14 protein-coding genes, 1 pseudogene and 1 other annotated feature are annotated in these 13,353 nt (G+C 32.4%); of the genes and pseudogenes, 7 read left to right on the top strand and 8 right to left on the bottom strand.

Annotated elements, in window-relative coordinates; genetic code table 11:
• Position 1: 1 nt before the first annotated feature.
• Both V6670_RS11705 and V6670_RS11710 read left to right on the top strand, forming a co-directional pair.
• Positions 2 to 712, top strand: a complete 711-nt coding sequence (locus V6670_RS11705; protein ID WP_338651199.1) for a cytochrome c biogenesis protein CcdA — start codon at positions 2 to 4, stop codon at positions 710 to 712.
• Positions 713 to 747: 35 nt separating this feature from the next.
• Positions 748 to 1,368 carry a class I SAM-dependent methyltransferase gene (locus V6670_RS11710; RefSeq protein WP_338654597.1) on the top strand — a complete coding sequence of 207 codons (621 nt, stop codon included), beginning with the start codon at positions 748 to 750 and terminating at the stop codon, positions 1,366 to 1,368.
• A 297-nt stretch (positions 1,369 to 1,665) separates the two neighbouring features.
• Here V6670_RS11710 and V6670_RS11715 read toward each other — a convergent pair whose 3' ends face one another.
• The 6 genes and pseudogenes from V6670_RS11715 to V6670_RS11740 form a co-directional block, all read right to left on the bottom strand.
• Positions 1,666 to 2,352, bottom strand: a complete 687-nt coding sequence (locus tag V6670_RS11715; protein WP_338651200.1) for a hypothetical protein — start codon at positions 2,350 to 2,352, stop codon at positions 1,666 to 1,668.
• A 187-nt stretch (positions 2,353 to 2,539) separates the two neighbouring features.
• Entirely contained in the window at positions 2,540 to 2,746 is a 207-nt protein-coding gene (locus V6670_RS11720; RefSeq protein ID WP_338651201.1) for a hypothetical protein, read from the bottom strand.
• A 37-nt stretch (positions 2,747 to 2,783) separates the two neighbouring features.
• A complete protein-coding gene (locus V6670_RS11725; protein ID WP_338651202.1) occupies positions 2,784 to 3,530 on the bottom strand; it encodes a hypothetical protein in 747 nt (248 codons plus the stop codon).
• Between the two features lie 411 nt (positions 3,531 to 3,941).
• A complete protein-coding gene (locus V6670_RS11730) occupies positions 3,942 to 4,193 on the bottom strand; it encodes a hypothetical protein (protein WP_338651203.1) in 252 nt (83 codons plus the stop codon).
• Between the two features lie 315 nt (positions 4,194 to 4,508).
• Complete coding sequence (locus V6670_RS11735) at positions 4,509 to 5,522, bottom strand: ABC transporter substrate-binding protein (protein ID WP_338651204.1); 1,014 nt, start codon at positions 5,520 to 5,522, stop codon at positions 4,509 to 4,511.
• A gap of 278 nt (positions 5,523 to 5,800) precedes the next feature.
• A pseudogene (locus V6670_RS11740) lies at positions 5,801 to 5,956 on the bottom strand (histidine phosphatase family protein); the annotation flags it as partial.
• 667 nt (positions 5,957 to 6,623) lie between these two features.
• Between V6670_RS11740 and V6670_RS11745 the strand changes: the two are divergent.
• Together V6670_RS11745 and V6670_RS11750 are read left to right on the top strand one after the other, a co-directional pair.
• Complete coding sequence (locus tag V6670_RS11745; RefSeq protein ID WP_141905802.1) at positions 6,624 to 6,770, top strand: YrzI family small protein; 147 nt, start codon at positions 6,624 to 6,626, stop codon at positions 6,768 to 6,770.
• Positions 6,771 to 7,366: 596 nt separating this feature from the next.
• Positions 7,367 to 7,795 (top strand): HEAT repeat domain-containing protein, encoded by a 429-nt coding sequence (locus V6670_RS11750; protein WP_036126241.1) that lies wholly within the window; start codon positions 7,367 to 7,369, stop codon positions 7,793 to 7,795.
• A 777-nt stretch (positions 7,796 to 8,572) separates the two neighbouring features.
• Here V6670_RS11750 and V6670_RS11755 read toward each other — a convergent pair.
• Complete coding sequence (locus V6670_RS11755) at positions 8,573 to 9,934, bottom strand: amino acid permease (protein ID WP_141905803.1); 1,362 nt, start codon at positions 9,932 to 9,934, stop codon at positions 8,573 to 8,575.
• A 79-nt stretch (positions 9,935 to 10,013) separates the two neighbouring features.
• Positions 10,014 to 10,265: a binding site (T-box leader), on the bottom strand.
• A gap of 211 nt (positions 10,266 to 10,476) precedes the next feature.
• Here V6670_RS11755 and V6670_RS11760 point away from each other — a divergent pair.
• Positions 10,477 to 10,752: a YqhV family protein gene (locus V6670_RS11760; protein ID WP_009371666.1), complete on the top strand. Its 276-nt coding sequence runs from the start codon at positions 10,477 to 10,479 to the stop codon at positions 10,750 to 10,752.
• 355 nt (positions 10,753 to 11,107) lie between these two features.
• Here V6670_RS11760 and V6670_RS11765 read toward each other — a convergent pair whose 3' ends face one another.
• Positions 11,108 to 11,410, bottom strand: coding sequence for a DUF1643 domain-containing protein (locus V6670_RS11765; protein WP_141905818.1), 303 nt, complete (start codon positions 11,408 to 11,410; stop codon positions 11,108 to 11,110).
• Positions 11,411 to 12,019: 609 nt separating this feature from the next.
• Here V6670_RS11765 and V6670_RS11770 point away from each other — a divergent pair.
• Complete coding sequence (locus tag V6670_RS11770; RefSeq protein WP_141905804.1) at positions 12,020 to 12,544, top strand: hypothetical protein; 525 nt, start codon at positions 12,020 to 12,022, stop codon at positions 12,542 to 12,544.
• Between the two features lie 134 nt (positions 12,545 to 12,678).
• The gene (locus V6670_RS11775; protein ID WP_141905805.1) at positions 12,679 to 13,296 is read left to right on the top strand and encodes a group-specific protein; all 618 of its coding nucleotides are present in this window, start codon (positions 12,679 to 12,681) and stop codon (positions 13,294 to 13,296) included.
• Positions 13,297 to 13,353 lie beyond the last annotated feature (57 nt).

The following is a 13,353-nucleotide window of genomic DNA, read 5'->3' on the forward strand; positions in this document are numbered from 1 at the left end:
TTTGCAAAATGAGATTAATGTATTACTAGTCTTTGGAGCAGGATTATTATCTTTCTTATCCCCTTGCTCATTACCGTTATATCCAGCGTTTCTTTCGTATATAACAGGTGTTTCGTTAAATGAATTAAAAGAAAACAAAGGGATATTAAGCCGACACGCAATAAAAAATACATTATTATTTTTACTTGGCTTCTCCATCATTTTTCTAGCACTTGGTCTTTCGACTTCGTTTATAGGGACATTTTTTATTCAATATAAAGATTTATTGAGACAAATCGGTGCCATTATTATGGTTTTCTTTGGGCTAATAAGCGTTGGCATCCTTAAGTTAGATTTTCTACTCTCTGAAAAGAAAGTTCAGTTTAAAAAAAGACCTAGTGGCTACATAGGCTCGATTTTAATAGGGATAGGTTTCGCTGCCGGCTGGACGCCTTGTACAGGTCCAATCTTAGCTGGAGTAATGGCTTTAGGACTAACAAACCCCGATAAAGGCTTATTATACATGCTCATTTATGTACTTGGCTTTTCAATACCGTTTCTTATGATGTCGCTATTTATTGGCAAATTACGTTTTTTCCAAAAAAGAAGCCATCAATTTATGATCATTGGCGGATGGATAATGATTTTAATGGGGATTTTATTATACTTTGACATGATGACAAAAATTATTGCATGGGTAACTCCTATTTTTGGAGGGTTCACAGGATTTTAGGAGTTATATGCTCTGTTGAAAGGTTGGATGAGAAATTGAATAATACCTGGAACAAGATTATCTACAAAATTGGCTCTTCCTTCTATGATAATTTTTTTAATACAGGTACTTTTTTAAAGACTAGAAAGAGGATTTTTCAAGAAGTACCCTTTCATAGTAAACAAAAAATCTTATACGTTGGCGTTGGTACTGGAGCTGATTTAGATTTAATTGATTACGTAGAGTATGATATAACAGCCATTGATTATTCTCCTGACATGCTAGCTAAAGCTAAAAGTAAATTCAAGCACTCTTCTATCAAATTTTTAGAAATGGATGCTCAAAAAATGTCGTTTGAAGATGAATCATTTGACTATATTGTAGCTAGTTTAATTCTCTCTGTCGTTCCCGATGAAAGTAAGTGTTTAGGAGAAATGATAAGAGTTTTAAAGAAGGATGGAAGGATTCTGATTTTTGATAAATTTGCTCCTAAAAATCAAAAAATAACATTAACAAAAAAACTATTAAGGCCGTTTATAAGCATTTTAGGAACCGATATTGGTCGAAGTTTTGAGGAATTATTTAACCAGAACGAACAAAAGCTCAAAATTATAAAAGATGACCCTGTTATGTTAAGTGGGATGTATAGATATATTGAAGTAATTAAAGTCAATTAAATACCCAAATGTTAATCAAAAATAGGATAGTTAAATCCGAAGGTACAATGGGTCCTAATAGTGGCATTACGGCATTAGACTTCTATTTAAACGAGGGGTCATCAGAAGGAAAATACTACAATGAACCTCCTCAAAAAGTTAATTATGGAGAACTTAGCTTGAAAAGACAAATTAAAAAGTAACCCCTTGTGTAAAAAGGGTTACTTTTTTACAAAATCTAATATGCAATAGATTCACAGCTGCTAATGATCCTATCTAGTGGGTGTTCTATTGAAGATTTAATTACTTCAAGATGCTTTAATTCTTTTTTCCTATCTGCATTTGCCACGAACCTTGTACAATACTCATCATTTCAGAAAGACTTCTAACCTTTTCTTTCCTTATTTCTATTTTTATTTCTTGCTCCACTATTTTAGAATGATCATCTAACATCTTTACAAGAATTTCGTTATATGTAGATACAATTTTCTTTGTTTCATTACTTAAGCTTAGTAAAAAATTTCCCACAACACACTCAAAGTCTGTGATTATAATAGGGTTTACAACACTAACTAATCCTTCCCTCTTCGCTACTTCCATCTTTGAAAGAAGAAGTGATTCGGGTTCGTGAAGCCCCCAATTCCTCGTTTCATATATAATATTTATCACTCTTTTTAATTCTTCAGACAATGGTTCTAATAGCTTACTGACAGTGCGATCTTTTTCAGCAATTGACCTAAATCTCTTATAGGACATCGCATTTTTAGTATGATCGCCAATCAAATTCAGAAGAGTACTATTAACTCCTTTCATTTTATTATTAAAATCTTCATATACGTTTTTAGGAACTCTTGTAACTGCTGTAATTTGATTATCGGTTATATATGTTTGTAGTTCCTCATGATACCTTTCATAGATTGATAAGGATTTTTTAGTATAAATGATTAAATTACATAAGTAAAAAGCGAAGTCATTTTGATTGTTTAATTTAAATGCTTTTTTCATATAATCCTCCAATATTATTGTCTTATATGTATTTACTTTTCCCAAATGCGTTAATTTTTTAATAGTGTAAAGTTGAATGACTTTTTACTTAAATAACACACATAAGCAACCTTATCCTTCCTTTTCAACTTGTACTATCTAAAGCTGTTAGGGATGGTGAAAATTCAAATTTTAGTCTTACATCATTTTATTTATTTTTTACTTTACGAACACTATATGCAATTTTAATTAATTCTTCAATACGAGCCCGATCATTTTTATAATAAAGAACAATAATTCCTTCCTTCTTTAGCCGAGTGAAATTATATCTTTCATCTTTTATTTTTCTATCCTTCCTTACATTTACTGCATTAAAATGTTCAAAATTTAGAGTGTCATTAACTATAGCTTGCATATTTGCTTTTCTTGACTTTAGTATAAGGCTATTGTTTTTAGGAAATATTGTTAGGAAATATTGTAGCGAAATTTATATCATTATATAAATAATCTATTGATTCATCGTTACGTTCTTCTACTGAAACTTCTGGTAAGCTCTTGATAAAATTATCTAGTGCTATATATTCATTCTTTAAATGCTCATTCTCTTTATAAAAAAAGATGTCTTTATATCCATTTGGAGTTATTAAATCTAAAAATTCATCAATTAATAAATAATTACGATGACTCTCCGCGTAATCATTTAAAATTACTTTTAGTTGACTACTAATTTCATTCCAAGTTTTATTTATTATGTGTACTTTGGCATCGGCTTGGTTCAAATTTTTAAAACGTTTACTATGCCTATAAAGTTGGTCGTCAGTTAGTTTGTTATTACCGATTTTAACTTCAAATAGGATATGTATAGAATTATCTTTAGCATAAATATGAGCATCAGGATTTCCGTTTTTATCCTTTTTCGAAAGTGCCTTTTTAATGTCAAATTCATGTGTAAATCCTGAGATACCTAATACAATGGCATTAGAAACACTTTCCTTAATATTATGATTTACTTGCAAGCTATAATTGAACACACTATGGCATTCTCTTATACCTAATAGCTCTAAAAACGTTGGTGTTATACTTGGTTTTGATTTCTCTAGCATTTTAATAAAAGATTCTGTGATTCGATTTTCTGGACCTTTGTAATACAATTCATAAAGATTTCTTTTTCGAGCCTTTAATGTTAAGAACGATCTCATTTTTTATCTCCTAAGCATATATTATTTCTTTATTCTAGGTCTACCATATCTAAAACGTCTACACATATAATAAAAGCAAAAGTAGTCTTTTTTTCTGTAAATGATAACCCGATGCAGGGCCTACCTGCCCTCCGCCAATAACAATTGTATCAAGTATCTCTTTCATTCTTATTCCTCCCTTAATTATTTGTATTTTGCAAGTAATAATGTAAAAAAGTAGATTTCCATCGCCCTCACAATGTTAAATAAACGTGTTCAAAATGTTTATTTTTGCCTAATATACCGTTTTCAGTTAAAAAATTATGTAAATATTTATAATGTAATTACTTGTAAAATGCAATTAAAATAATAAAAAAATAATCCACTCTAATGAGTGGATTATAGAAGTCTCAAATATTATCAATCCCCTGATTATTTCTCTTTTTTTTCATACGTATTAAATACTTCATTCGCAATAGTTAAAATTAATCGAACTTCAGCTTCATTTCTGTTCTCAATCAGATTTTGTAAGATCATAATCAACTCTTTTTTTTCAAAGTACTTATTATTAAAATTCAGAGTATCGAAATTAAAGATATTACTTGGTGTTTCTTCCAAGCCGTCAATAATTTTATCTAAGGTTTGTATGGTAATATTCCTGTTCCCACGTTCAACCCCAGCCAAATTATACAACTAAAGCCACCATCATTTCACTTGCTCTTTTAATTCAAGATAGTCATTAATTGTTGGTATTAAATAAAGATTGATTATAAATATCCAATGAAGTTGCATTTAATGGAAAATCAAAGAATCCATTTTGAAAAAATCCTGATCAAATATTTCTCGAATAATTTGCTTAAATCCTCATCAATTGACTTTGATCATCAATACCAATTGCAAAGGAGATCTGTATGCTTTGCAATCTAAAAGCGACCCCAGATTTGCACACTAGCACTAGTTCGCAAATCTGAGACCGCAATCTCTATATCTAAAAATTGTTTATTTAACGAGATGCTTCAGCAAATCCTCTGCCTTCATTAAATTTGCCTTTATAGCGCCAGACTGCCAGTGCGTTCTATCCACATAATAGACTTGTCCATTCTTAAGGGCCGGAACGTTTTTCCAGAATGAGTTTTCCAGCCAGGAAATGGCATCCTTGTTACTCTCCGTATCCCAGCCGCCATCAGATGTCAATATGAAGATATGATCCGCTTCAAGCTCAGGGAGCACTTCTTCGGACAACAGCTCATTAAAGGCATCCATCCCCTTCGCGAGCGGTGCTGCCGTCAGCCCCATCTGATGATAGATGTTGCCAATATACCGATTGTCTTCACTGAACATAATAAGGGAGTTATCACCTACTTCAAGTCGCAATACAGCAACTGTCTCGTCCCCCACAGCCGCCTGCAACTTTTGCTTGGTATCATTCATCACCTGATTATAATGTTCCATTGCCGTTGTAGCTTGATCCGGGATACCGAGCACATCCGCGATCGTACTGAGGATAGCCTCGGGATCGAGAAGGATTTCTTCCTTCAATCTATAGGTTGGTGCTACCTTCGAATATATTTCGTATTTAGCGGCATCCACACTTCCATCCACAATGATGATATCCGGCTCCGCTTCGAGTAAAGCCTCAATACTGCCTGTCATATCGAAAAGGGGTACGTCCAAATTCAGATAATCCTGCTTGCCCCACCACGGATGATACCACTGGACGATCGGTTCCACATTCAAAACTGTTAAATAGTCTTCCAAATAAATCGCAGCTACTCGCTTAGGAACTGCCGGAATTTCCACATCGCCGAATTCATCCTGCACGACTCTCGTTTGCGCTTCAGAATTTTCTTGCTCCGCATCTTGCTTATCTTCTACTGATCCTGCGGTCTGTTGTACAGGCGCAGATGTTGCTGTTGTCTCCTGCTCTTTGATCGATTTACTTCCACAGGCCGTCAGGACTAGGAGCAGACCAAGCATAATCCATACAGCTATTTTCTTGCCGGATAATAACATTATTTCTTCCTCCCTTATCTACACTTATATTGAAATGGAACATTAATCAAATAATGATTATCATTCTCAATTACAATTCCAACTGATTATAACAAGCTTATCCTTTCTGCTCAATGTTCAAATCAAACAACTTTCTTATACATTAAGAACACTTTCTCTTCTTGTGTATTATTCCGGTGTTATGACAACGGAAGCTATGCCATTCGCAATATTGATAATTAAGCGAACTTCATCTTCTTTCCTATCCTCTAACAGGTTTTGCAAGATCATAATTGTATGTATGGACTTGAAACAACTACATCAATTTTTTCATCTTTCAATATGTCAGCTACTCGCCCAACATCTAAAGTACCCTTTTTGGTTAATCCTCTGGTTCTTTCATTTCCTTCTTTTGGCGACTCACCGTGTCTTACGATATAAACAAAAGTACTCAATATATATCCCCCTTATTTATTCACACCTAATGTTATTAATGCATCAAAACTTTATTATCTAATTTTTAACGATATAAATTGACAAAATTTCTCAAAGTTGAATTTGGAGTTATTTTAAAATATAAGTTATTACAATTTGGCCCTTTATAAAACTTTCCTTATTCAAGGAAAGCGCCCGATTGTGGAAGATTGTTTTTCATCTAAAGCCCCTTTAACTTTAAATTGTCCTTAAATTTAATAATCCTAAACCATTTCTGAAATCCCTGTCTTAATTTATTTGATACTCCGAAAAAATCAGGTAACTAACAATGTAAAGCAACAAAGAGTTTTTCTAGTCATTAACACAATCAGGAAATCTTAGTAAAAGATGTTTACAAACAACTTAAAGATGTGTATACTTACAAAGTAAATAAAAAATTCTTAAGGAGGTCGAATGAAATGATCGTTATCGTTAAATTAATGTCATTGGTAGCTACAACTTCAGTAAAAATGAAAATCACGCATTCGACCAGATCGGAATGGATCGCTTAAGTTTTTTTGTAATTAAGCATACCCATACCGCAGGGAGAAGTGTGCCCCTGCGGTATTTTTGTGCCTTTTTTCACCGTAGAGGAGTCTCTCTACGGTTTTTTTCATTTTTCATGGGAATTTAAGGAGGTGATAATAAATGATATTAAACTTTTTTGCTCTCACGATAACTATTACAAAACGTAAGATCTCTCGTGAGCAAGCACTTCATAATGAAAATGTGAAAAAAATCTTTGAAGAGAACCGAAGAAAAGTAGAAAATTATATTCGTATTCGTCAATATTAATTTTGTTAATTAAAAAACATGAAAGGTGGGAATTGAAATGATTTATAAGATCAAAAGACATCATGCAGTTTTATGGATGGAGAAAGACACAACCACCAGATGAAGTAATATAAAGTGACAATATAGCTATTTAATTTTATAGTCTCAGTAAAGCTAACCCGTTCTAATCTAGAACGGGTTGCTTTAGGAGGCACTTTTTAAGCGATGTTTTATACATACAACTTGATGTAATTTAAGAAAATGCGGAATTTCAATGTTAGGGAAATTCTAATTCTAAAAAGCGTAATTCCTCGATACTAAAATTGAACTTGGCATTTTTTATCTTAATTCCATTATTCCGTTAGCCATCCATGTAGCGCAAAAATAGCGCCCCATTTGTGGAAGATCATAAGCATATGTCTTCTTAAATTAAAGCCCTCGTTAGTTTAAGATAGTACATAATTATGATACGGTTCACCTTAATGTAGTTAGTTTCCATTCTATATATATATCCTTACCAGCGATTTATCGCTATTTTCATTAAGACAACGTATAATAAGAGAAGCAGAAGAAAAAGAATTCATTTTTCCTCTAGTTAAAAAAAGAGGTGCAATTATTTGAAACAGTTTGAAACAGCATTACCTGAGCAGTATGAAACATTAAAAAAACAGGCAAATTATACGTCTAGCTGGCGAGAGCGTTTAGACGCAGTCGAAAAGTTATCGGCTTATCAACATGACAAAATCATAGATTTATTAATAAATCGTATGCAACATGATACTGTCTACAAGGTGCAAGTAGCAGCCTATGAAGCACTTGCGGCGCTTGGCGAAGACGTAGAGAAGCCATCGCCTGCACGTTTTGATATTATCAAAGGAACAGACAAAATTTTCCTGCGGGTTAAAAAGAGCTTGCCGAAGGATCATACAGTGGCAGACTTTGCGGATAAACTAAAACGTATGCGTTTAGATGTCTTTGATGCGTATGAAGGCGACAAAGGTGTACAATTTATGAACTGGTTAGAGGAACGTTGGGCAAAACTGTAATCAGTAGTTTTGCGATTTATGAAGGAAAGCCATTCTCTCCACTTGTGGAGGGAATGGCTTTTTCTTATCTTACGCTACGGTTCATCGAAACTAATATTAACTTGTATTACTTCTTTTCTTTGATCATCTATCTTTATTGTTTAATGATAAAACAAACACCTTATTAAACTAATTTGCTCCTTTAATTTAAGTGAAAATCTTCACAATTTCATTACTCCATAATAATTTTCTTTAAATATGTTACTCAAGAAAATAGCCCGATTGTAGAGTAACAAGTTAAACAACACTCTTCAACTAAACTGCCCCGTTAGTTCAATAATAAAGAAAAAGATGGTTGCCTACCCTACCCAACTTAAAGACGTTGCTAGTTCAAAAATGTTGGCAGATGACATTTTAAATTGTCTTAGAAATTAATCAAATAGCCTCCATTTTTAGAGAGCTATTATTTATCAATATATTAAAAAAGGGTAACCTATCACCCATAGAACCCTTCCAATTTCTTTTTACAACCATTTTATTCAGATAACACACTCTGCATAATTACTATCGTAGCCCTTTGCATAAAAAGCTGTAGAAACAATATTCAAAGGAAAATCCAAGAAATGTTGGTTTAACAGCATTTCTTGGATTTCGATTTCTTTCTAAACTTTCATTTGATATTGTTATTAACGTTTACTAGTGGATAAAAATTATTAATCTTGAGATAGGTGTAACCAATCAAGCAAACCAAAAGGACTGTCTCCGTTGAAGAAGTATCATTTAAATGCAAAGATTCAACTACTTTTTAATATTTATTACTTTATATCCAATAAATAAGATTAAAAACCAAACTGGAGCGACATATAGGGCAACCCGCATATCTGGAATAAAGGCCATTAACACAATAACCATTAATAAGAATGCAATGGCAATGTACGTAGAAAGTGGATAAAGCGGAATTTTGAATTTCAGTTCAGCTACTTCCTCTTTCGTTTTTGACTTTCTAAATCTCAATTGTGCTAATAAAATAATCATCCAGCTTGTAATGACTGCAACCGTCGCAACAGCAGAAATATAGATAAACACTTTTTCAGGTACTACATAGTTTAAGACAACCGCAATTAATAATACCGCTGAAGAAAATAAAACTCCTCTATGCGGACTACCGTTTTTGCTTACTGTTTTAAAATATTTCGGACCATTTTTTTGCACTGATAAGTTATGTAGCATACGTCCTGAACCGTATAAACCACTATTAAATGCCGACATTGCTGCTGTAATGACAACAAAGTTAATAATGTGAGCCGCAGCAGGGATGCCGACATAATCGAAAATTTGAACGAACGGGCTACCTTCTGAACCAACTTCGTTCCAAGGATAAATAACCATCATAACGCCTAATGCACCAATATAGAAAATTAAAATACGCCAAACGATGTTGTTAATAGCTGAAGGAATTGATTTGCTAGGGTTTTTAGCTTCTCCTGCAGAAATACCAACTAATTCAACCCCACCGAATGAGAACATAACCAATACTAGTGACATTAAAATACCATGGAAACCGTTTGGCATGAAGCCACCGTGTGCCCATAAATTATCGAAGCCAATTGCTTCACCATGGTTGCCAACACCGAAGAAAATAATGGCTAATCCTAGAACGATCATACCGATAATCGCAACAACTTTAATCATCGCAAACCAGAATTCGAATTCTCCGTAAGCTTTTACATTTGCTAGGTTTACAAGCGTCATAATAACAAGGACTACAAGAGCAGTTACCCATTGTGGAATATCAGGGAACCAGTAGTTAATGTATACACCGACTACTGTTAATTCTGCCATACCAACGACAATCCACATGAACCAATACGTCCAACCGGATAAGAACCCCGCAAAGCGTCCTAAATATTTATTCGCGTACGTACTGAACGAGCCTGATACTGGTTCCTCTACTGCCATTTCTCCTAATGCACGCATAATTGTGAAAATAACTAATCCACCAATTAAATAAGCTAGTAGAATAGATGGTCCAGCCATTTGAATTGTTGAACTAGAGCCATAAAATAAACCGACCCCAATGGACCCACCAAGTGCAATTAATTGCATGTGACGAGTACTTAATCCGCGCTTTAGCTGTGAATCTTGATGATTATCTTTCATAATGTCTTACTCCTAATACGTTTAGATTTTCAAATACTTGCTCAAAAAAGGAATAAAAAAAACGCCCTTTTGGATTAACCAAAAGGACGATTCAACTCGTGTTACCACCTTTAATTTATAAGCAATTCACATTACTTACCTTAAGAAGTACGGTCATTTGACGATACTCTCGCACATGATTACGGGTGCTTACCGGCGTAGCCTACTTAGAATAATCTTTTCGGTACGCAGCTCCAAGATGAATTCCCAATCGTTTTACATGCACCTCTCATCAACCGGTAACTTTCTGTTCGTAAAAATAATTGATACTATTTCTTTTCATAGCCTTTATTCTATACAAATATTTTTGAATTATTTTTCATTTTACACAAAAAAAATATTTTGTCAATAAAATTTTTCAATTAAAGCTATAAAGCATACTATAACAAGAATATTTGATATGACTCACACATATATTGATTTTAATATTTCATTAAAACAGAAGTCTATAATGATCCTAAGAAGGATTTATAATATATGCGAGAATTATCTATAAAGATAGGATGATGACAATTATTGAAAAATCGGTTCTTGCTATGGTTATTTTACGTGTATTGTCTGGAAGTATTGAAGTAAGTGCTGGCTTATTGATGCTAAAGTTGAATAATTTAGAAAAAGCATTCTATATTAATACAATGCTTGCATTGGTTGGTCCAACAGTTTTAATCGTAACGACAGCAATTGCACTATTTGGACTAGCTGATAAAATTCCTGTAACGAGAATCATTTGCTTATTTACGGGGATAACACTTATTATTATTAGCTCACATATTAAGTAATATAGACATTCCGTGTTCTAATGCTAATTAAACGCTTTCTTACAAACACCACATTTATTAGGCACACCTTTTCGCCCTTTTTAAACTATATCTTTTAGATTATTTAGTTTGCTGTAGCGTGTGACGACGCTGCGTTTTTTTTATGTATAATTAACCACTACCTACACAAATTTATATTAAGTGTATCGCACGCACTTATTCGGTTGTGGCGTTGGTTGACCGCCACAACCTCCCTCATTCAGGGTCACCTTTTCCGATAAGAAAAAATATTGATTACCATTAAATTTAACTTCTGCGATACAATCCTTGTCCCTTTTTACCTTTACACCTAACTCTATGACAAGTAACCTTTATTTTATTGATAAAGCTCTGGTATCTTATTTGCTTTAACATAAAGAGGATGACGTGTATAACCGTCCTTTGTTAATTCTAATGCAAAAAGTAGAATACAGTTTTGTCTGATTAAATTAACTACTTTTTTATCACGATCAAACAAGATTCCTTTAGCTCCCCATACCAGTATGACCTTTTCAGACCTAGTTAGCGCATTAACAATATATTGATTATTTTCTTTTCCTATCGGATCACTAACCCTCGGTAAAGTATCATCCCAAACTCTCCATAAAGAATAACGATACCTTTCAGTATCATCAATTATTGCCCACTATTACCATCTAAAATATTACAAAAAGGAAAATTGTATAAACATCATCTAAGTCTATTAAAAAACACAAATTGAGTACCCTTTTAACCCGTTCACAATCCACAATTATAGAATTCGCCTCGTCTTTACCTTATACTCTTTCCTGATTGAGCAAAATGCTTACATTGCACAAGCCAAATTCTTTCAAAATTACGGTTACTCCGATTATCTAGTGGAATGTAATTAATATAAATTATATAACACTAGATATAAGACGAATAATGCTACATTTTTTCCTGAAAAACCTTCTTGAATTTTTGTAATGGTATGGTGTTTTTCGTATAAATCAAAATAAGTTTAACCTTTAAAAAAATATAATTAATCCTGTTTTTATTAAAATTTTTCAAAAAATATAATTCTATTGTCGTATATCTATACAATATAGTTAATGGCATTATGTAAGCATATGTTAGATTTATTAGAATATAACAACTAACATATTAGAGTAATATATATCTAATTGAAGGGAGGACATTGGCAAGTATTTTTAGTTTTTCACATCCTAGTTAAACTTAAAAATGTTCTTTATAAGTATTAAAAAATTTAATTTAAAGGATGGTAAAAATGAAAAAATATTCAAAAATTTTGTTAGCATTAGGTGTTATTTTTGTTATGGGGATTTCCAATTATAATATAGGCTATGCTCAAACGGAGGATCAAATTTCAGAAAATACTGGTAATACTTTCGAAATGTATGAAGTAAAGAACATTGAAGAAGATAGCAATGTCATAACACCGTTTGGTACTTTTTGGGGTTCTGATGGAACATCGACATTTAATTATATTACAAATGCAAGGTCCTTCTCTTGGACTTTAAATATCCCTGCTGCATCAGGATCATTTTTATCTTTTTCTTGTAGAGCTGATATTTATAGTCAGTCTACCGGTGCTTTTAAAGGGTCAATGTATTTTTCAGGAGGGGGGTATGGTCCCTCAATATCTGGTGTGGCTGATATAAATGGCGTTTCTTTGACAAAAGGAGTTAGTTATGTTGCAAGATTTCAAGGAGAGTCAGTGGAATCCCCTTCTTTAAAAGTATATTATACAAGCCCTTTAGCATATGATAACGGAATAGCTTTTACGTACTAACTTCTGCTCGAACTATAAATAATAATTATTATAATCTTAGGAGAGAAGAGTTCTTTAATATAAATACAATATGTTTGGTAAAAATATTAACAATATAATCCAATAAAGTTTTAAAAAAGATGAGGTGCGAATTCATGTTTGATTTAAATAATGCTAAAAATAATCAACTCAATTTAGAAGTTACAGCTCCGTACTCTTTAAATTATCTAATATTTATACAAAACTTATTTTTAAATAATAATAGTAATAATAATCCACATCCTTTATTTCCTAATTTCAACAGTTTTAGTTGGAGTATCTTACCACAAGAAAAATTTAACATTAAATTTAAAGAGATATGGAATGAAGTAATATATAAAACTGAGCAAAACCAATATTACGATAGTAATGGGGTTTTGGAAAATGATAGTTCATTCTATCGACAATTGTTTGATAGAAATGTAAATGGAGAGTTTGGATTTTCAGAAAGTGTTAAATTATTTTTATCTTGGTGGAATGGATTCTATGGGAAAATAGCTATAGAAAGATTATTTGAAAGTGAAGGCGGACAAGGAATATATAATGAATTATCAAAGTCTCAAATATTATATAATCTAAATATTAGTCAAATTAAGATAAATATTATTTACGATAAACAACGATTATTTTCTACAACTTCATCCTTATCTCATGCAGTTTTACCTATTCAAGAACTTTTTTTTAATAGAACAGAAATTGTGTCAAATTTATTAGAAGGGTTTAAAAACTCATAATAATACAAAAAAAGTATTGAGGAAAATTAATTCCCAATACTTTTTTTATTCCAATAA

This window comes from Lysinibacillus sp. Y5S-8, from assembly GCF_036894365.1.
GTDB lineage: Bacteria > Bacillota > Bacilli > Bacillales_A > Planococcaceae > Lysinibacillus > Lysinibacillus fusiformis_D.